The sequence below is a fragment of the Adlercreutzia sp. ZJ154 genome, assembly GCF_011039055.1.
Taxonomy (GTDB): Bacteria; Actinomycetota; Coriobacteriia; order Coriobacteriales; family Eggerthellaceae; genus Adlercreutzia_A.
This window is the reverse complement of sequence record NZ_JAAKEF010000010.1, coordinates 14066-34175: the sequence shown is the minus strand read 5'-3', so window position 1 is coordinate 34175 and position 20110 is coordinate 14066. Positions and strand designations below refer to the sequence as shown.

Sequence of the window (20110 nt, the reverse complement as noted above, 5' to 3'; positions counted from 1 at the left end):
CCACTTGCTATGCGTTTCGGTGTTTTCCCAATATGCCCACTGATAAAAGTCTGTATCGCCTGTGACATACGGTGCATCTTTGGTTATATCTACACTGATCTCTTCTGAATAACTACCATTGTTTGCTTTCTTATATTTCAGCGTGCAAGGAACACCAGAGTGGACTGTTAAGTTAAACCCAGCATCTCTCGTCGATGCACCTGCACCAGCAGCCATAACCCGTACTGCACCTGTGCTGGCACCTAAATCCATCGTTAGAGAATCGCCGGCTGATGCGCCTACGCTGCGAACTGCACGAAGCACATTCATTGAATTGTCTTCGCCACTAGCCTGCACTTGGCTTACAGTTTCTGCATCGCCCAAATTCAGGCTTAGGCTTACCTCAACTGTACTAGCGCCTTCCACTTTAGCTGTTACGGCACCGTTTTCATCTATGCTAACCGGACGAGCCTTATAAGAATAGCTAACTTCAATATCGCCCGGAGCTTCCAAATATCCACCATCAAACAGGTTTGCGGTTTCGCCTTCTGCTAGCTCAAATGGCTCATCTGCAATTTTCACACCATAGGGCATAAAGTGATTATTTGCTACAGGAGCACCTAAACTCCAAGCGTATTCGCCGCTTTCGTTATAGGGTACATAAATGTTTGCTCCGTTTACACCTACAAGCGCTGTGGGGTCAACACTCTCAACGCTACCCAATGCAATTATGTTTTTCAGGTTTGTATTGTTGCTAAACGCCTTAGCGCCAATTGCCTGCACAGACGCAGGAAGCGCAATGTATTCTGTCTGTGCGCAGCCGCTAAAAGCTTCATCGCCAATTTCTTTAAGCGCACTGTTCAGATTGACAGAGCGCATAGCAGCACAATTTGCAAAGGCAGCGTTGTCTATAGTTTCCACATTTGCCGGCACATATATAGAAGTAAGACCGGTGCCTTCAAAAGCGTGCTTGCCAATTGTGGTAAGAGTTTCAGGCAGCTGCACCTGAGTAAGTTCTGTCATGTTTGCAAATGCGCTGTCGGCTATTGCGGATACAGGATATGTTATGCCGCCAACTTCAGCTTGTGCGGGAATTTCTATGTAGCCTTTGGCGGTTGCGCCCGCATCGCCGGCGCTCCACTTAACAGATAGCGTGTAATCGGACAAAAGCGTGTATGTAAGACCACTTGCCTCAGCAGTTTCTCCCGGCTTTGCGGGTTGCGTGAAGTTTCTAAAGCCCGCTGCTTCCCAAGCAGTACGTGAATAGTCGCCCGCTAAAGCCACGTTTGCGCTTGCAATAGCATCTTCACTAAATGCAGCCGCGCTTTTTTCTTCGCTATTTACAAGAACACCTTCAACTTTAACAGGTTTATCTTCTGTAGAAATTGCTTCAACGTTGCTGTTTACAATTATTGTTTGAAGATTAGCGTTGCCCGCAAAAGCACCTTCTGCAATTTGCGTGCACTCAGGCGCTATGTTTGCCGTTGTGCCAATGCCAGCCGGCACAGCCAGCAGGGTTTCAAAATCGTTTGTGTATAGAATGCCGTCCCGTGTGGTAAAAGATGTCGCAGCGCTTCCAATAGAAATGGCCGAAAGCTTAATACAACGGGTAAAAACATAAGCAGGGACGGTGGCCAAAGAATCAGGAAGCGCTGCGATTCCCTCCTTACCCTCGGGACAGGATAGGAGACTAGTTAAATCGGCATTGAATAACATGCCGTTATAACTTGCGAATTTGGTACTTTCGGCATCCACTTCTATCGCCGAAAGGTTAGGGAAATTTGTAAAGAATGCTGGGTCTATTTGCTCGATCGTTGCCGGAATATGAAGGGTAGACACCTCGGGCGATGTGGTTTCGCCAGCTGCAGCATTAGCCGGTGCAGCATTGCCAATAGCCGTAACGGTGTATAACTTGTTGGCGCTTGCCACATGCGACGGAATAACCATGTCTGATTCTGGCATTTCGGCGCCCGTGGAAATTAGCGTAACGGTGTCAGCAGCATCAGTATTGATGCGATACTTCAAGCCGGCATATTCAATGTCGCCCACAATGGTCGATTCGCTGCCTATAGGAGCGGCTGCCACAATGTGTTCGCTGGAAGAATTCAGGTACTCAATTTTGCCAGATGCGTTTGCCGCAGCAGGCTCATCTGTTGCAGCCGCTGCGTCAACTGTGCCAGCCGAACTACCGTTTTTAGCGGGCGCAGGCGCTTCAGCTGCAATGCTGCGTGTTTCATTGATGAATTGACCAGACGAAGAATTGGTGGTGTTTGCACCGTTATCGTTGGGTGCATTGTTTGCATCGTTTTCAACAGAATTGTCGTCGGCATTGCTTTCGGTAGCAGTAGCAGCCGATTCGCCGCTAGTATCTACGGCATAAGCGATTGACTCTGCAGACACAAAGCCTACAAGTAATGCTACAACTATCGAAATTAAAACAATTGTATGCATGAGCGAACGCGCGCTCACAGAGCAGTTCCCAAGCTTATTCATTTTTCTGTCCCTATAACACTTGCTTGCGTTTAACGAGTTTCCCGACTCGTTCGCGTTTTCCCGACGCGTAGCTTGCATTAAAGCGATTGGTCGCAAAATTTGCAAGCCCTTTCACATTTTCACCAAAAAGAAAAATGCCCGCATAAAGCGAACATTTGTACTTAGATACCGCTATAGCATTAGCAAGTAATGCGTATATTTTGTCAGCTATACATTTTCCAACGAGCGCATAACAGCATCCGAAAGGCCTAGGATGCATGCATAATACCCATCTGGATACACTTCGCTAACCTTATCTCTAAGTGCGCCAATCCAAGCACGGGGGTGCTCTTCTATGAAAAATTTCATATCTTCCAAACTTAGCTCTCCCCCATCCACACGGCGGCACATCTCAGATAGAGCCAGAAGCTCTATTCCTATATGGTCTGCATATTGGTTGTTCGCATTGCTTACTTCAAGCCCCATATCGCGCAGAATGTTCTGTATCTTAATTGTAGGCTCTCCAAATCCGACAGATATATCCTTACCTTGATACATCGTTTCCCAAGGAAAAGCAGAAGGGGAAGGCGGTCCTATGAAAAGCTTTGTGTATTCAACGGCTGTGTTCTCTACCACATCTTCGCCTGCCTCTTTGCGTTTGCCTGCCTTCTTTGCAAACTCAAGGCACTTATCTATGCCCTTTTGCACCTCTTCGTTATCGAAGTTTGGGAATGTCTCCCAAAAAGAAGACTCTAAACCTACACTTGGTGTTTGGGTTATAGGTTTTAGCAGTGAATTACCAAGAAAAGCCAGTACATCCGCATAGACTTCTAATCTGCTATCTTTCATATCAGACCTTTCTCTGCGCCAAAGAATGTTCTTATTATCTAACACTATGCCCTCTTTAAGGCTAGAGCCGCTACATATAGCAGCGGCTCTGACAATCGTGGCGATCGCTAGGGAGGGACGATCGCCCACGGAAAGGATGGCAATAATTTAAGCTATAGCGCTAGCCTCGCTGCCAATCTGAGAATCTACGCTATCGCTTGCTTGAGGTTCTTTACTTGATATCAACAGCTTTTGAGCTATCGCCCAGAATATGATGGCACCAACACTTATAGCCCCTATGGTAATGAATATCTCTGGAATGGTTGGAACGTATAAACCATACATATTCCATGTAGCAGCGCCACCTTCCTGAGCTGCAAACGTACCTAGAGCAACACCCGGAGCGCCTTCTAGGTTAGGAACAGCAAAAGCAGTTAACAGCAACCATATACGCTTACAGAGCACACCCAATATTACAAGAACGCTAGAAGTTACAACCAAAGCTGCACTCTTTCTGTTCTTCGCAAACACAAGAATGCAGAACGGAATTACCAAGCCTCCTATAACCTCAAACCAGAAGAAGGGTGCCATAGAGCCTGATAGCATAATTGCTAGCGTATCAGCACCTCCCGCTCCGGGATATGCCATGGTAAGCACCTCGCAGCCGATGAAGAATGCATCCACCGCGATGCATGCGCAAAGAAGACCCGAAAGTGTTGCCATAAGGTCTTTGTCTGTCTTGAACTTGCCCGACTTGTTCAGCCCAGATAGAACGCAAAGCAAAAGCGCCAACCCAGAATCCATAGCGCTTGCTACAAAGATAGGAGCAAGTATTGCTGTATACCAGCCTTCCTTCGCAATCTGAAGCCCGAAGATCCAAGCGGTTATTGAGTGAACAAGGATAGCTATTGGAAGCGCGAAGCGGCTTATTATCTCAACTTTATGCTCGGCGCCTTCTTTTTTGGAGCTCATGAATACAAGGTAAAGTATGTTTATCACCAAGTATAAGATTATGACGCACATATCCCAAAGAAGAGGGCTTGTGAAGTTCGGGCTTATAAGCATCCACCATATGCGCTGTATGCCGCCAACATCTATAAGCACGAACATGCCTGCAACACAAATGCAAGCTGTAGATAGTATTACAGCTGGCATGGCTACTGCCTTGAAGCGCTTTATATGAAAGACGCTAGCAGAACTTGCCACTATAAGACCGCCAGCAGAAAGACCAACAAACAGCATGAACATTATTATGTACAGACCCCAAGAGTTGGCATTTGACATGCCGGTAATTCCAAGACCTGTTAACAGCTGATATATCCAACACGCAATGCCTACAACTGCCAACACCACAAGAACTATGAAGGCAGGTTTTTTGAATAGAGTTGTCATTTTATTTCTCCTTACCTTCTCTAGTTGTAGTAGTGGACTTGAGGACGAGTGCCCTGCTCGGGAAGAAGCGTGTAGGCATTCTTTTCGCTTATCTTCTTGGAAATCTCAGAGTTCGGATCGTCTAAGTCGCCAAACACTCTGGCTTTTGTCGGACACGACTTTACACACATAGGCTCTTCGCCTTTGTCTGTGAGCTCCTGACACATAGTGCATTTTTCTGCTACACCTTTAGGGCGTACAGGCACATCTTTGTCTCCATAATTGAAATCCGGGTCGCGCACAGGCTCTTCCCAATTGAAAGAACGCGCGTTGTAGGGGCATGCAGCCATGCACATGCGGCAACCTATGCACTTGTCGTAATCTATCTCTACCCTGCCCTTGTCATCCTTATAGGTAGCGCCTGTAGGACACACCTTCTGACATGCAGGATTCTCGCAATGTTGGCAAGCAACAGGAGTGTAGCTTCGATTAAGATTCGGATAGACACCAAAAGCGCCATCTACAATATCCGTACCATCAGTAAGCACCCTATTCCACAGCATTCCCATGGGAACATTGTTCTGCATCTTGCACGCATTGGCACAAGCCTGACAACCAATACAGCGGCGTTTATCTATAACCATTCCTAATTTTGTCATGATATTCACCTATGCCTTCTGTACTTCAACTAGAGTGTCATTGAAAGGTATTACCGGACCGTACATCTTATAGTCCGCCCCTCTCAAATTGCGCTTGTCGCTTGTAACCTCTTGCATATTTCCCGATTTCATATGCTTTGACCACCAGCCTTCATAGATCTTCACAGATCCGGGTCTGACGCTCTCGTCCAAAGCTGCCGCGCAGCTGAATTCTCCGCGATTGTTGAACACTCTAACGTTGTCTCCGCTTTGGATGTTTCTTTCTTTTGCGTCTTCCGGGTTTATATATACCGTCGGGTTGGCATACTGCCTGTTCCACTCGGCATCCGCGAAAGCACAGTGTGTAAGATACTTAGTTCTAACTTGCGCAAACTGCAAAGGATATTCTTTGCGCATTGGATTCTCGTCGTATGCCTCTCCCGGACGCTCATACGTAGGAAGCGCATTATCAGAGCTTAGAAGGTCTTCATAGTAAAGTTCAAGTTTCTTGGAAGGAGTCTTGAATTCTTTATTGGTATAGAGATGCTCTTCTGTTGCTTTACGGGGAATAGATATAACACATTTGTTAGCAAGAAGATCTTCTACGGTAACTGCAGCTACACGTTCGTCCTTCGCCGTAGCAAGCTGCTTTCTAACCAATTCTTCGGCAGTACTTGGAAGATCTGCCTCTGCGCCAAAACGCTTACATAGCTCTCTTTCGATCCAAAAATCCGTCTTGCTCTCAAATAGAGGATCTATAACTTTTCCTTTAAGAAGCACGCTATGATGGCTGCTATGCAGCATTCCAGCATCTTCGTCGCTTTCATATCGCGTACATGCTGGCAAAATAACATCAGCATAATCAGTGGACGGCGTATGGTACATATCAATAGCCACAACAAAGTCTAATTTGTTGAGCCATTCTTTGGTCTTGTTCATGTTTGCTATTCTGTCGTGCAGGCAATTTCCGCCCGTTATAACAGCATGAATGCCACTGTCATCTCGAATATCAAAGATTCCTTTTGCACTTTTACCTGCAGCATAAGTAGCAGGCAAAGGCCATGCCCCAAAATTAACCTTATCGCGCCTCCATGTCAGCACGTAAGAGCCAACTCCAGCCCCTGTATCCGCTCCAATGCTGCCGACTAGTGCTGCCAAAATAGCTTGCGCATGACCCGCAACGTCTGCATTTTCAAACTTGTCTCCACCACCAAGTCCAGTAGATAAAATCTGGGGAGACATTAACGCATAGTCATTTGTTATTTCTTCCAACTTAGCTTTTGGAATACCTGTTTCTTTGGAAGCCCAATCAAGGGAGTAATCTTTTTGCTTGTTCTTCAGCAGCAAAAATACTGTCGAGTATTTATTGCCATCCTTTTCAAACTCCCCTTCCAAAACTGGATTTGCAGCAAGATTATGCCTAACTGGTGCTCCTACAGCCGCGTCCCAAACCATATAATCGGCCGGATCTATCTTTTTCCCGTCCTTGTCTTCTGAAGGCTCTTCGCCATTTCTAAGCAGCGCTCCGTCTTCGCCAACAAGGAAAGGCATGCTTGTATATTTCGTAAGATAATCACGGTCGAACAATTCGTCATCTATTATTTTAGAAATCATGCCCAAATAAAGAGCGGCATCTGTTCCGGGCTTAATTGGAACCCACTCCGTCGATTTAGATGCAGTAAGTGAAAAATGGGGATCAACCGTCACTATCTTTGTACCAGCTTCAATGGCATCGAAAAAATTAGAACTATAGGTCAGCGTAGTTTCAAGAAGATTGCTGCCAACGTTTAAAACATATTTTGACCTCTTCCAATCCTTGTACATATTGGTGCTTTGCGCATAGTTCATTTCGCCAAAAGCTTTATCAAAACCATTAGCAAACCCTATGTCTATTCCCTCGTTCATAGCACCATCGGAAACGCCTTTAGCGCCAAGAACTTTTTGCAAGAAAAGATATTCAGTGGTTCTTACTTCTCCAGCCATAATAGTAAGTACCGAGTCTTTGCCATTTTTGGACTGTATGTCTTTTATCGTGTCAGCAACACGATCTAAAGCCTCATCCCATGAGACGGATTTGAATTCGCCGCTTCCGCGCTCTCCGGTTCTGATCATAGGAGTTTGGATGCGCTCTTTACTATATACATGCTGCACTTCACCGATGCCCTTAGCGCAAATACTAGCCTCGGCATTCGAGAAAGCATCGTTTGGCTCTATCAAAACAAGACGACCATCTCGCACTGTGCATTTGTGCGAACATAGACACTGGCAATGCCTATTGTGGAATGTATATCCAATCTTTTCACTAGATCCCTCGGCATGCGCTTTTGCTGGGGCAAGCCACTCGCTTGTTGTAGCCATGCCACCTGCCATAACGCCTAACGCACCAACAGTAGCTGCGCCCTTCACGAAGCCACGACGAGTTATGCCTGTGAGCGATTTCCCTCCTGACATTTCTCCTCCTTAAAAATGCGCCAATATTCTCAAGCTTCCCCTTGAAGTCTTACAGGAAAACTTCTGGGAATTGCTTAAGTACCTTTTAGCAACCACAAAGCTGCTATCGCTTTTAATGAATAGAGAATCCAGATTCCGTTGTGGCTACTATAGCACGATTGTCCTATGACAATCAAGGATAATCATAGGACAATTTTGGATAATCTCTTTAGCTAAGATTCTTGTTTGTAAAGTCGCCATCTTGTTTGCAAAGTCGCCATCTTGTTTACACTCAACGGTTCAGGTCAGGCTTACAAACTCAGACCTACAAACGCTTTGGTTCTACATTTTCCCTTTAAGGCTGTCTGGCAACACGTCAGAGAATCCCTCGCTGAATGAAGACGGCACCACCACAGTACCCTTTCCTTCTCGAAGAGATTCATTAAGTAGATGCATGGCACGAAGATGCATTGCAGCATCGTTATTCTCGTAAAGACTTTCCATATCATTCAGCATTTCAAATATATCCTGCTCAGCTTCTATCAATATGATACGGGCTTTCTTGCGCTGTTCAGCCTGAGCTTCAAGCGACATCACTTCTTGAAGATCTCTGGGCAACAAAATGTCGCGCACCTCTACAGAGAGTATGGTCACTCCCCACGGCGACACCTTTTCTTCAAGAACCTTTTTCAGTTCCCGGTCTAGCTGATCGCGCCTGATGGCAACTTCGGCTGCACTTGCCCGCCCAATAGCATCGCGCAATGCCGTCTGCGCAGAAAGTTCTACCGCGGCGGTAAAATCTCCTACCTCTATACAGGCAGCCTCGGCGTCCCACACATGCCAAAAGAGCACAGCGTTCACATCAAGCGATACTAGGTCGGCTGTAAGAGTTTCTTCTGCACCAAACGTGGTTACGCGCATACGGGTATCTACTCGCATGGTATTGCTCTCTATTATCGGCCACGTCCAAAACAAACCGGGACCAGATACGCGGTTCAATTTCCCCAGTCGCAATACCACCACGCGCTCCCACTGTTGCGCAATATGACAGGAAGACACAACCAAAGCCGCCGCAATAACGCCTACAACAATAGCTACAAGAGTTACCCTTCCCTGCAACACAAAACCGCCAATTAGGCACAATGCGAACGCCAGCAAGAAAATAGCAACCGCGAACACAATAACGCCTGCGTTCGATGCCTTTTCTCCGATGACCTCTGTAACCGTATCCGGCTTAACACGAAAGCGCTTGCCCCTAGCATCAACCTCGGTAGCAACCAAATCAGACTTTTCGCGCACTTTTCTTGATGTCCCCATGTTTTATGCCCCTCGCGTCTTGCGTTTATTCTTCTCTTCCCTGAAATCCATAATGCGCCCACCTAGAACCGAACCTTCTCCGCCATGCTCAGCATTGAAACGAATGCGTTTTATATAGCGAGTAAAAGTCTTTTCTATGTCGGCGTAGTCCATTCCTAATTCACGGCAGGCAGCTATCGCGTCATCCATAATTCCATTCACTTGATCTAGCTCGTCATCGCCAAGCTTCGATGCAATATCTGTTACGAATACGCCGCGTCCGCGCGTGGATTCAAGATAGCCATCTGACACTAAGCTCAAATACGCCTTATTGACAGTGTTGTAATTTATCGAAATATCGGACGCTAAACCACGAACTGTAGGCAGCTTTTCTCCCGGCTTCAATTCGCCCGAATTTATAAGATATGCGATCCTTTGCCTTAACTGTACCCATAAAGGAATATCGCTGGATTCATCTATTTGAAACGAAATCATAAAGTTGCCCTCCTACGACACAAGATATCCGATGGGCTGCATTGCCGCCTGAACTACCAAGAAACGCAGCAGAACTCCACCAAAAAGAACACACACAGCCGTACTTAATATAAAAAGCGCACTTGAGCTAGACTTTCCCATACGCATCAGGTTCGACCTTTTTCTGGATATGGCAATATCTTGAACGAACGGCACAGCAAGCCCTATAAAAGCAAAACCAACCCAGAACGTTGCAGCCAAAGGTCCCACAAGAAGGCTTTCTAGGGAATCAAACGCCGCTTGACCTGTACTGTCCGCAGGTCCCGCCAAACCACCTGCCGCGCTCCATACGCTAAACAAGCAGAAGAACCCAACCGCAGCTTCTATCAATATAATGGCGGCATCAACTTTAGATAGGCGCACTAAGGTGGAATAGAAGGCTGTCAAAGATCCGGATACCAGCGAAGAACACAAAGCCAGAGCAATTCCGCAAGATAATGCCGAAAGAACAAACAGCAACACCAGCCAGAATGTATTCCAAACCGGAATAGCGCGTATATCTGACAGCATTAATCCTGTATAAACCATTACCACGATGCTGGAGACACCGGCGATTATGCTTAGTACAGTTAAGCATTTCCTAGATATACGCATATGACCAGCCCATAAGACGACACACAAAAGAGCCGATATAGAGCACACAATTATGAACCACGTCCCAACAACCATATAAGTAGGAGTAGGATAAAACAACAGTAACAAGAGTTTATCTGGACGACCAAGATCGGCCATCAGGCAAATAGCCCCCAAGAACAAAGCCCCAAGAGCGGCTATATATAACGCAGAGAAAAAGCGCCTCCAAGTTTGCGCCGATGCTGAATGAATGCCATAAACAAGAAAGCGATCAATCTCTGTAGGTTCTGCCAAAAGCGCCAAAATAGAAGCGATCAAACAGCATCCGGCACCGGTGCCACCGAGGAAAAGATATGCAACTACAAGATCGCTAAACATCGGTTTCATCCCCTATATGCACATCTAAATGCCCATAGATTATCATAAGACAATTCTATAAGAAACATGAAAGAGAATCGTATGCCAAGGCATACCCTTTGGTACAAAGCAGCGTTTGCTACGCATTGTTGAAACAGGCGCATCGCGGGCAAGCAAACGGAAAGCGGATTGACAGAAATGCGTAACAAATGCGTAGCGAGAGAAATAAATTGGCAAAAGTGGTCAAAACTTCCGACTTTCCACGGTCGGATTGCCGTATAGCTGGCTTGAATTGTGGAGAACACTGGGCAAACAGCATTTGGTGATGCATCTATAGGCGCTATTTTGCGCTTTTCATAGTGGAAAGCCGGAAGTTTTGACCACTTTTCCGTAAAAAACTTTCTGCAAGCTTGTAATTGGGCGTTATGCAATTAGTTCTTTGGGCTATAAGTGCTTAATCGTTCTTCAAACTAGGCGAGGCAGGATGTCTTCAAGTGCATCAAGCTCTACTACAACAGGCAGAGGATGCATTCCGCCATTGGCTACAATGCCCCTTGCGACTTAGAGCGCGATGCCGCCTAAAGATTCTTAAATAATTGTCCAAGATACCTTGACCACTCCAAATCTAGCAGCCTAGGCGTGTCCAAGAAAACGTCCACGCTCCCATTTAGGTGCAGTTAAGTCGAGAGGTTACAGAAGTTACATTTGGCACAAAGCGCTGCCGCAATTGCAAAAAATATGAATTTTAGGGTTGACGAATTACATATTAGTTGCATAATACCTTCAATCGTAAATGAGGGAGAAATTGTACTGATGAAATTGCTGGCACATACTTTTAATTCAAATAGCAACAGTGCTATTGTGCCATCACACTTCGCAAACTCCCTTTTCTCCACGACTAGCAACCGTTGCCGACGAATCATCCGTCTGCGACGACGCTGCGCGTAACAGCAAGCGATCGTTAGCTGCCTCTAGCAGGCTTCAAGGCACCCCTGCCTTGGAAAGAGTCGTGGTTTCTTTCATTTCAAAGGCTAAAACAGCGCTTTTGCGCAGCAGCCTACTACATTTAAGAATAGAACTATGCCTTTCCGAAACGGGAAACCAAGAACAACAACAAGAAAGGCATATTTATGAGCACTCAAAGTATCCAAAACACCACAGACGGCGCAGGCATCTCTGCAAATTCTTTCCTGCACGACACATTACAGCTTTCCACCTCTCCTACATCTGGCGAAAAAGAGCGTGTCGTACTGGCTTACTCCGGCGGATTGGACACTTCCGTATGTATTAAATGGCTGCAAGAAGAATACAACTTAGACGTTATAGCCGTAGTGGGCGACTTGGGTCAGGAACACGACGGCTTGGAAAAGATCAAAGCCAAAGCGCTTGCAACTGGCGCTATAGGATGTCAGGTAATAGACATGCGCGAAGCGTTTGCAAATGAATATCTTAGCTGCGCTATGGCGGCAAACGCCTTGTATGAAAACAAATATCCACTTGTAAGTGCGCTGTCGCGTCCTCTTATTGCAAAACACCTAGTATCAATTGCTCATAAATACGGTGCGAAATATATTGCGCACGGCTGCACCGGCAAAGGCAACGACCAAGTTCGCTTCGAATCGTCGGTACTTATGTTAGACCCGGCAATACAAATTCTCTCGCCAGTGCGCGACTGGGATTTAGGATGCCGCGCCGACGAAATTGTTTGGGCTGACGAACACGGCGTGCCCGTTGAAGCCACAGCAGACGCGCCTTATTCCATAGACGACAACTTATGGGGTCGCGCAATTGAATGCGGCGTGCTGGAAGACCCTTGGTGCGAACCCCCAGCCGACATATGGACCATGACAACAGAGCCCGCTGACGCACCCGATTGCGCAACATATGTTGACATAGATTTCGAATGCGGAATTCCATGCGCACTAAACGGCAAAACTATGAGTTTCCTAGAAATAATTTACGCAATGAACGAAATAGCTGGCAGCAACGGTTTTGGTCGTATCGATATGGTGGAAAACAGGCTGGTTGGCGTGAAGAGCCGCGAATGCTATGAAGCGCCCGGCGCACTTGCCCTTATAACTGCACATAAAGCGCTTGAAGACTTGTGCCTAGAGCGGGAAGTTTTGCATCACAAGTTGCCAATAGAGCAATCGTGGGCAGAATGCGTATACAACGGACTGTGGTTTTCGCCGCTTAAAGAGGCGTTCGATGCTTTCTTAGAGCACACCCAACAATGCGTTACAGGCACAGTAAAACTGAAATTCTATAAAGGAAGTTGCACGGTAGTGGGGCGCAAAAGCACTTTCTCGCTGTACGATTACGGACTGGCAACCTACGATGCCGACGATGAATTTGACCAGCAAGCAGCCAAAGGATTTATCGACCTTCACAGCCTTCCATGTAAAGTTTGGGCAGAAAACCGCCTAGCAAACGACGCGCGTATGCCATCTTTCGCCGAGGTTGACGCTTCAAATGCAGCGTGCCACGCAAACGCAAGCACGAACGCAAACGCAAATTAGTAGCCTATTTAAGCCCGTTAGTTTATGCCAATTGGTCAAAACTGATTAAGCGGGCTTAAAATTTTATTTATTAGCTCGCAAATTCGTTATAGAAGAGGAAAATATGGCACTTTGGTCGGGAAGATTTCAGGACAGCGCAAATGCACCCACGCAGCATTTTGGCGCATCGCTGCCTGTGGATAAACAACTTTACGCACAAGATATTGCAGGCTCAAAAGCGCACGCAGCCATGCTTGCCGCCCAAGGAATTATCTCTAGCGAAGATGCCCTTGCCATATCCGCAGGTTTAGACAGCATTAAGACCGACATAGAAGCGGGAAATTTCGCGTTCGACATAAACAACGAAGACATACATATGTCTATAGAAAGCGAGCTGATTCGCCGCATCGGAGACGCAGGGGCGCGGCTGCATACCGGGCGCTCGCGCAACGACCAAGTAGCAACCGATACACGCCTTTATGTTAAAGAACGCGCTACTGCCTTAATGGCTGCCAATATTGAATTGCGAAGTGCGCTTATCAGCCAAGCCGAAGCAAACTTCAATGTAATTCTTCCCGGATATACGCATCTGCAGCACGCCCAACCAATACTGTTTTCGCATCATATGCTTGCCTATGCATGGATGCTAACACGCGATTTCAAACGCCTAGAAGCAGCACGCACGTCAGCCGACGCTAATCCGCTTGGCGCAGCAGCGCTGGCAGGCACCACATACCCGCTTGATCGCTTCGCAACCACCGCTAAGCTCAACTTTGCGCGCCCTATACCCAATTCGCTAGATGCCGTGTCTGATCGCGATTTTCTGCTTGACTTGATATATGCGTGCAGCGTGTCGTGCCTGCATCTGTCTAGGCTTTGCGAAGAGCTAGTTTTGTGGTCTAGTGCAGAGTTTGGGTTCATTACGTTGTCGGATGCGTATTCCACAGGCTCGTCAATAATGCCGCAGAAAAAGAACCCCGACTTCGCCGAGCTAATTCGAGGAAAATCTGGACGCGTGGTGGGCGATCTTGTAGCCCTTATGATGACCTTAAAATCGCTGCCTCTTGCCTACAACAAAGACTTACAGGAAGACAAAGAAGGCGCTATTGATGCGGCAAACACGCTAGAAGATTGCTACATGTGCGCAACAGGCATGATTTCCACCATGCAAGTAAACGCAGACGCAATGTTTGCGCAAGCTAAAAAAGGCTACCTAGCTGCCACTGATGTGGCTGATTATCTAGCGAAAAAAGGTATGCCATTTAGGCATGCTCACGAAGCAGTAGGTCATTTGGTTTTACTGTGCGAACAGCGCAAATGCGATTTGGAAGATTTAAGTTTGGAAGACTTCAAAGCCGAAAGCGAACTTTTCGAAGCTGACATTGTTGATGCCTTAAATTTGGAAGCTATCGTAGCAGCTAGAAACACATATGGCGGAACAGCCCACGAAGCGGTGCGCGCGCAGCTGCAAGAAATACAAGCCGTAATTCAACAAGACAAAAGCCTGCTATAAAAAAGGGGCAGCCGCATCGCTGCCCCAGAGTTTCCCAGTTTGAAGAGATTGAAGATTTAGCTCCACATCTCCGGACGCACCAGCGTGGGGTCTGCAACTCGGTTCGGGAAGTAGTCTTCGCAGCCACCTTCACGATAAACGTCGGCAGTACAGCAATGCAAACCGCCACCGAACGGATAAGCATCACGCAGATCGCAGGGGATAACGTTCATGCCCAATTTATCCATCTGCTCCATCTGGTAAACCTCAGAAGCTTCTACAACTACAGTCTTAGGATCGAGTACCAAGCAGTTCATAGACAGCCATACAGAGCTGTAGCACAGTTCAGGCGGCTCAGTATGAGCAGGTTTTGCAGCCTCTACTATTTGCCAGTCGTTAGCCTCAAAAATAGCGCGCTGCTCTGCGGGCAACGGGCGCACAGGGTTGTTAATTATCAGACCCGGACGCAGCGGCACAAACGTTGCGTCGATATGAATAGGATATGGATCGCCCGGGAAGTTTACAGCGTGAATGCGCAGCTCTGGATGATAACGCTGCATCCAATCCATAGCGGCGCGGTTGGTGGTTAAACCATGCTGTACAAAAATATCTTTGCCCATGCGCATCCAGTCGGCAGCATCCCACATAGGCTCAACTTCGGTAGTAACGAAGTCTTTGTTGGCGGTGCGCACTAGACGCTCTTCTAGCGTAATAGACTCGTCGTAGTAGTTATGCTTGTAAGACTTATCGGTTAAGCGCGGACGCGGTGCTTGAGTCCACTTGAAATCGGGGTCTTCCTCGAAGTATTTCTCCATCAGCGGCCAGTAAGCCAAGTATTCGAAGTAACGACAACGGAACGATTGCGCTGCTGCCATAATTTCGTTACCAATAGTAAGAAGAACATCGCGCGGAGGCATGCAGCCCATCATAGAATCGTTCGTGAAATCGGGCGTAGCAATTTTCTGGTTCCACTGTAGCGGGGTCGGGCGATCTACCTTAATCCCACGATCCTCAAGAATCTTCACCAAGCGATCAAGAGCCTCGTTGCCTTTCTCAACTGTGCGCAGCGGACGCAAACCCCACATACCGCGCATATCAGAATCTACTGGCACCTTCTCAGATGTAGCAGGCTCTTCTGGCGGGATCATACCGTTATCGCAGCGGCCAACTATAACATGCTTCAGCGGATCCCAATCGTTCCATGAATTCACGATTTTCGGCATGAATGATTCCTTTCTCAATCGTGTACAAATACCAGCGAAGATTATGCCACTTTTTGTGCTTCAAGACAGTTAAAACACGCATAAATAAATGTGGACGAAGCTAATAAAACTTCGTCCAGCTTATTTCGGCAATTGTAATAGCTAATTGAGATTGCTAAGCAATATGCCCCAAGAAATTTTTGGTCCGCTGATGCTGCGGATGGTCAAACACTTGCTCGGGCGTTCCCTCTTCCACAATTAAACCGCCATCCATAAATATGACGCGGTCAGCCACGTCACGCGCAAAACCCATTTCGTGTGTAACCACAATCATAGTCATGCCTTCAGCAGCAAGATTGCGCATAACGCTTAAAACGTCGCGAACCAACTCTGGGTCAAGCGCGCTGGTAGCCTCATCAAACAGCATAACGTGTGGATTCATGGCAAGAGCACGCGCAATCGCCACACGCTGCTGCTGTCCACCCGATAACTCGGCAGGCTTATAATCTACTCTCTCCCCAAGCCCAACCTCGGTCAGGCGCTCAATTGCAATTTTCTCAGCTTCTTCGGCAGAACGCTTCAACACTTTACGCTGCGCCAACATAACGTTCTTTTTTGCCGTAAGATTCGGAAACAAGTTAAAGCTCTGAAACACCATGCCAAGACGAGAGCGCACTTCATTCAAATTCGTATGCTTATCGCACACATCTATATCTTCAAACCAGATATGCCCCGATGTAGGCGTTTCTAGCCTGTTAATGCAGCGCAGCATGGTAGATTTACCCGACCCTGAAGGTCCAAGTATAACCACCACTTCGCCACGCTCTACTGTTAGGTTTATGTCGCGCAGCACTACATTATCGCCAAAACGCTTCTCTAAATTTTGAATGCGAATGACAGGTTCAGACATTATTCCTCACCTCTCATCTTTGCCCCTAGTGAACCGGGTGCCACAACCTGCGTTCCATGCGCAAACCCCTCGCTCATGCGCATATTAACAGCCACGTCAGCCTCGTTTCCCTCGGCGGGCACAGACCCTACTGTGCCAGATATAGCCGCGGGAGTTTTCTCCGCTAAGTTATTCTTTGCGCGTTGCTTTGGTCGCCCACTTACCAGACGCTCTTCCATGATATTAATGGCTTTAGTCAGCGGTATTGTAACCACCAAATAGAAGAACGCAGCCACAATGTAAGGTGTAACATTGCCGGTTGCCGCCGTTATGGTCTTGGAGTACATCATTATTTCCATAACGCCTACCGCAGCTAGCAGCGACGTGTCCTTATACATTAGGATAAATTCGCTTGTCATAGTGGGAATAACCCGCCTAAATGTCTGCGGAATTATGACGAAAATCATGGTTTGCGCACCGTTCATGCCAAGACTGCGCGCGGCTTCAAATTGACCTTTGCTGATTGACTGAATGCCCGCACGGAATATCTCAGCCAAATAAGCGCTAGAGTTCATTATTAAAACTATTACGCCCAAAACAAAATTATCCATTTGAATGCCGAGAAGTGGCAAACCGAAAAACGCAATATAAATCTGCAGGAACAGAGGCGTTCCGCGAATTATGTTGATATAAGTTGATCCAATTGCGCGCAATACTGGGTTTTTTGCCATGCGCAAGAAACTCCAGCAAAGCCCCAAAGGTATAGCAAGCGGAAAGCTAATAGCCACAAGCGCCAACGCCAGCAACCATCCCCAAAAAACAGCCGGGATAGTGGTAACTATGATGGTTGGATCGAAGAACAAATGCAAGAATTTATTGGAATTCCACGCCTGCACCCAACCCTGCTCGCCTAGCCAAGAAGCAAGCTGCTCTGGCGGCGTAGTGCCCGTAACGGTAATTGATTTTCCGCCATCGGGAATTGCTTGCGTTGTGCCATCAGATGTAGTGTAGCTACCCGACACTGTGAAAGTGCCACCATCTGCGGGAAACTGCGCGTTGTTCAGTTCCAGCATAACCATAGTGCCCGCAGGTGTAGGCTCGTCAAAATCTACAGTTATGCCACTGTCAGATTCGCTTACTGTGTTGGACACACTCAATCGCTTAAGACCGTCGAGCACAGTAACCGTAGTGCCATCAGCCGGCAGCACCGAACCCTCGGGTAGCTCTAAAGTCACGCTAGCAATAGATTCATTTTCGTCTGCCTGACCCTGCCATGTTATGCGCGTATCGGTGGCACCCATTATGCCATCAGCACCATCTTGATTGCTCTTAGCTGTAAAGCGCTCGGTGGTAAGCGCTTCGGCTTGAAAAGGCATCGCGCTTATGCAAAGCAGCGCAAATATTAACGCACCAACACAAAATACAAAGGGCAGACCGAAGCCTGCCCTAAACGATATGTTATTTTGCCTACTCAGCGGAAGCCCCAAACCACTTGTTGTAAATTTCATCATAAACACCATTGGTCTTCAGCTCAGCCAAAGCCTCATTCAGCTTATCGGTAAGCGCCGGATTTTCTTTGCTAACCACTATAGCGTATTGCTCACCAGTAGGAATTTCCTCAATTATCTGCATATCGGTGTAGGAATTCTTCACGTAATACTGCACAACTGGAAGGTCGGACACTATGGCATCAGCTTGGCTGCCTTGCAGCGCTGCAAAAACAGCAGTCATTTCGTCGTAAGGCACAACATTTGCACCCGGAATATTTTCAACAGCCCAGTCGTAACCTGTTGTACCAGATTGAGTTGCTATGGTTTTGCCAGCCAAGTCGTCAACGCTGGTGTAGCCAGAGTTTGGCATAACAACAACACCTTGGTTCGAATCGATAAGAACATCGGTGAAATCAATTTCCTTCTTACGATCTTCGGTAACAGTGAAGCCAGAAACTCCAATGTCCGCCTTGCCGCCCGCACTAATCAGCGGAATAATCGTATCGAATTTGGTGGAGGGCAGATATTCAGCCTGAAGGCCCATCTGCTCGGCAAGTGCTTTCACCAAGTCTACTTCAAAACCAACTGCCTCTTCGCCTTCCAAGTTTTCGAACGGCGGGAAGTCAAGCGAAGCAGCCACAGTAAGCTTGCCGTCGTTCACAAGTGCTACCTCAGCGCTTCCAGCATTAGAAGCATCGCTAGCACTAGAGCTAGAACTGCCTGCCGGTTGAGAGCTGCAACCCGGCAGCGCCACAGCAGCAACAAGCGCAAAAGCCGCAGCTGCTATGCCTATCTTTTTAATCTTCATATATCTCACCTTCAAATCTTTTCTCGTAGAACCCCAGTAATCAAACTGAAGAAGCGATAATCATACCTGTATATCGCTATTCTTTCGCCGACATATTCCAATTTTGGAGCCGATGGTAAATGCCTGCGTTGGTTTAGGAAATTTAACATCGGCTAAAACATATACTTTTGGGCAATTGTACAAAAAATGCTGTTTCCTTTTGTACGATTGCACAAAATCGCAAATAATTTCCCAGTTAAAAAGGTACAAATACCTGTGTAAACGCTTTGTAAAATTGTACAAAAATATATCCGCAAACAATGCGAGTGGCTACCTCAATTGTTCGGATAAATCTATTTGACGCGCCGCATTTACTTCATGCTTGTCAGCTGGTGCATTTTGTTCCAATGCTCGTGCTAGCACCTGCATTCTGTCCTCTGCCTCTTTAATTATGTTTGAACACTGCTTTAGCTCTTCGCCTACATTTAAACCCGAGGTTTCGCGAACAGCCTTATATTTCAAATCGTGCTCTAAACTAGCCCAAAAGTCCATAGCAATGGTGCGAATCTGAATTTCTACCGGCACGTGCTGCCGTCCGCTTAAGAAATACACCGGTATCTTAACAATCATATGCAAGCTGCGATAACCGTTTGGCTTAGGGTTGGTAATGTAGTCTTTTACTGTTACAACTTCTAGGTCGTCCTGATGTTCAAGATAGTGCAGTATGTCATAAACATCTTGCACATAACTTACAATAACGCGCAGCCCAGCAATGTCCATTATGTAGCGCTCCATCGAATCGAGCGTTTGGGATTTGCCGTAGCGCCCCAACTTTTCAAAAATACTGGGCACGCTTTTCATGCGCGATTCAATATGGTGAATAGGATTACGACTTTGTCGCAATTTCAAATCTTGGTCTAGCGTTTCAAGACGCGTTTCCATCTGTCGCATTGCCGCATGATACTTCAGCAGTATGTCTTGCGCGGCAAATTCCAATACCGTAAGAGAATCAATATCGCTAGATGTAAGCGGTCTTGAATGCGTCAACGTGCGCTTTACAGCCGCCGTGGCTACCTGAGGATGCTGATTATAGGCTGCAGTAGCTCCAACAAGTATGTCATTTAGCGCATTGTTATTCGACATTCGTCCTCCATTGTTTCGCTAAGCCTCCAATAGCCGGCATATTTCGTAAGAATTGTATATATATCCTACCTTAAACTGAAAATATGCGTGCAAAGCAGGCAAACTTCTATTAATATCGGTGGAGCTTGTTT

General features: G+C 46.9%; 15 protein-coding genes. 2 read left to right on the top strand and 13 right to left on the bottom strand.

Annotated features, from left to right (window positions below; genetic code table 11):
• From G7Y37_RS05585 to nrfD (G7Y37_RS05550), 8 genes are all read right to left on the bottom strand, one after another.
• Nucleotides 1–2472: leucine-rich repeat domain-containing protein (locus tag G7Y37_RS05585; protein WP_165062487.1), on the bottom strand; the 2472-nt coding region annotated here is incomplete at its 3' end.
• A 207-nt stretch (nt 2473–2679) separates the two neighbouring features.
• The gene (locus G7Y37_RS05580) at nt 2680–3345 is read right to left on the bottom strand and encodes a molecular chaperone (RefSeq protein ID WP_241156030.1); all 666 of its coding nucleotides are present in this window, start codon (nt 3343–3345) and stop codon (nt 2680–2682) included.
• 102 nt (nt 3346–3447) lie between these two features.
• Nucleotides 3448–4671, bottom strand: coding sequence for an NrfD/PsrC family molybdoenzyme membrane anchor subunit (gene nrfD / locus G7Y37_RS05575; RefSeq protein ID WP_165062486.1), 1224 nt, complete (start codon nt 4669–4671; stop codon nt 3448–3450).
• Nucleotides 4672–4691: 20 nt separating this feature from the next.
• Nucleotides 4692–5309: a sulfate reduction electron transfer complex DsrMKJOP subunit DsrO gene (gene dsrO, locus G7Y37_RS05570; RefSeq protein ID WP_165062485.1), complete on the bottom strand. Its 618-nt coding sequence runs from the start codon at nt 5307–5309 to the stop codon at nt 4692–4694.
• Between the two features lie 9 nt (nt 5310–5318).
• Nucleotides 5319–7739, bottom strand: coding sequence for a molybdopterin-dependent oxidoreductase (locus G7Y37_RS05565; RefSeq protein WP_165062484.1), 2421 nt, complete (start codon nt 7737–7739; stop codon nt 5319–5321).
• A 321-nt stretch (nt 7740–8060) separates the two neighbouring features.
• Nucleotides 8061–9035, bottom strand: a complete 975-nt coding sequence (locus tag G7Y37_RS05560) for an SPFH domain-containing protein (protein WP_165062483.1) — start codon at nt 9033–9035, stop codon at nt 8061–8063.
• Nucleotides 9036–9038: 3 nt separating this feature from the next.
• A complete protein-coding gene (locus tag G7Y37_RS05555) occupies nt 9039–9509 on the bottom strand; it encodes a GntR family transcriptional regulator (protein ID WP_165062482.1) in 471 nt (156 codons plus the stop codon).
• 12 nt (nt 9510–9521) lie between these two features.
• Nucleotides 9522–10499 (bottom strand): NrfD/PsrC family molybdoenzyme membrane anchor subunit, encoded by a 978-nt coding sequence (nrfD, locus tag G7Y37_RS05550; RefSeq protein ID WP_165062481.1) that lies wholly within the window; start codon nt 10497–10499, stop codon nt 9522–9524.
• A 1109-nt stretch (nt 10500–11608) separates the two neighbouring features.
• Between nrfD (G7Y37_RS05550) and G7Y37_RS05545 the strand changes: the two genes are divergently transcribed.
• Nucleotides 11609–12997 carry an argininosuccinate synthase gene (locus G7Y37_RS05545; RefSeq protein WP_165062480.1) on the top strand — a complete coding sequence of 463 codons (1389 nt, stop codon included), beginning with the start codon at nt 11609–11611 and terminating at the stop codon, nt 12995–12997.
• Nucleotides 12998–13100: 103 nt separating this feature from the next.
• Complete coding sequence (argH, locus tag G7Y37_RS05540; protein ID WP_165062479.1) at nt 13101–14489, top strand: argininosuccinate lyase; 1389 nt, start codon at nt 13101–13103, stop codon at nt 14487–14489.
• 56 nt (nt 14490–14545) lie between these two features.
• Here argH and G7Y37_RS05535 read toward each other — a convergent pair whose 3' ends face one another.
• From G7Y37_RS05535 to G7Y37_RS05515, 5 genes are all read right to left on the bottom strand, one after another.
• Nucleotides 14546–15691 carry a serine/threonine protein kinase gene (locus G7Y37_RS05535; protein ID WP_165062478.1) on the bottom strand — a complete coding sequence of 382 codons (1146 nt, stop codon included), beginning with the start codon at nt 15689–15691 and terminating at the stop codon, nt 14546–14548.
• Nucleotides 15692–15845: 154 nt separating this feature from the next.
• On the bottom strand, nt 15846–16580 hold the full coding sequence (locus G7Y37_RS05530) for an amino acid ABC transporter ATP-binding protein (RefSeq protein WP_165062477.1): 735 nt from the start codon (nt 16578–16580) through the stop codon (nt 15846–15848).
• Complete coding sequence (locus G7Y37_RS05525; RefSeq protein WP_241156029.1) at nt 16580–18067, bottom strand: ABC transporter permease subunit; 1488 nt, start codon at nt 18065–18067, stop codon at nt 16580–16582. Before G7Y37_RS05525 ends, G7Y37_RS05530 begins: the two co-directional genes overlap by 1 nt.
• Complete coding sequence (locus G7Y37_RS05520) at nt 18027–18857, bottom strand: ABC transporter substrate-binding protein (RefSeq protein WP_165062476.1); 831 nt, start codon at nt 18855–18857, stop codon at nt 18027–18029. The genes G7Y37_RS05525 and G7Y37_RS05520 overlap by 41 nt, the downstream gene beginning before the upstream one ends.
• Nucleotides 18858–19166: 309 nt before the next feature.
• Nucleotides 19167–19979 carry a GTP pyrophosphokinase family protein gene (locus G7Y37_RS05515; RefSeq protein WP_165062475.1) on the bottom strand — a complete coding sequence of 271 codons (813 nt, stop codon included), beginning with the start codon at nt 19977–19979 and terminating at the stop codon, nt 19167–19169.
• Between the last annotated feature and the right edge of the window lie 131 nt (nt 19980–20110).

Coding starts and splice junctions, on each gene's coding strand:
- nrfD (WP_165062486.1), bottom strand. CDS start 4,671: ATGACAACTCTATTCAAAAAACCTGCCTTCATAGTTCTTGTGGTGTTG.
- dsrO (WP_165062485.1), bottom strand. CDS start 5,309: ATGACAAAATTAGGAATGGTTATAGATAAACGCCGCTGTATTGGTTGT.
- G7Y37_RS05565 (WP_165062484.1), bottom strand. CDS start 7,739: ATGTCAGGAGGGAAATCGCTCACAGGCATAACTCGTCGTGGCTTCGTG.
- G7Y37_RS05560 (WP_165062483.1), bottom strand. CDS start 9,035: ATGGGGACATCAAGAAAAGTGCGCGAAAAGTCTGATTTGGTTGCTACC.
- G7Y37_RS05555 (WP_165062482.1), bottom strand. CDS start 9,509: ATGATTTCGTTTCAAATAGATGAATCCAGCGATATTCCTTTATGGGTA.
- nrfD (WP_165062481.1), bottom strand. CDS start 10,499: ATGTTTAGCGATCTTGTAGTTGCATATCTTTTCCTCGGTGGCACCGGT.
- G7Y37_RS05545 (WP_165062480.1), top strand. CDS start 11,609: ATGAGCACTCAAAGTATCCAAAACACCACAGACGGCGCAGGCATCTCT.
- argH (WP_165062479.1), top strand. CDS start 13,101: ATGGCACTTTGGTCGGGAAGATTTCAGGACAGCGCAAATGCACCCACG.
- G7Y37_RS05535 (WP_165062478.1), bottom strand. CDS start 15,691: ATGCCGAAAATCGTGAATTCATGGAACGATTGGGATCCGCTGAAGCAT.
- G7Y37_RS05530 (WP_165062477.1), bottom strand. CDS start 16,580: ATGTCTGAACCTGTCATTCGCATTCAAAATTTAGAGAAGCGTTTTGGC.
- G7Y37_RS05525 (WP_241156029.1), bottom strand. CDS start 18,067: ATGAAATTTACAACAAGTGGTTTGGGGCTTCCGCTGAGTAGGCAAAAT.
- G7Y37_RS05520 (WP_165062476.1), bottom strand. CDS start 18,857: ATGAAGATTAAAAAGATAGGCATAGCAGCTGCGGCTTTTGCGCTTGTT.
- G7Y37_RS05515 (WP_165062475.1), bottom strand. CDS start 19,979: ATGTCGAATAACAATGCGCTAAATGACATACTTGTTGGAGCTACTGCA.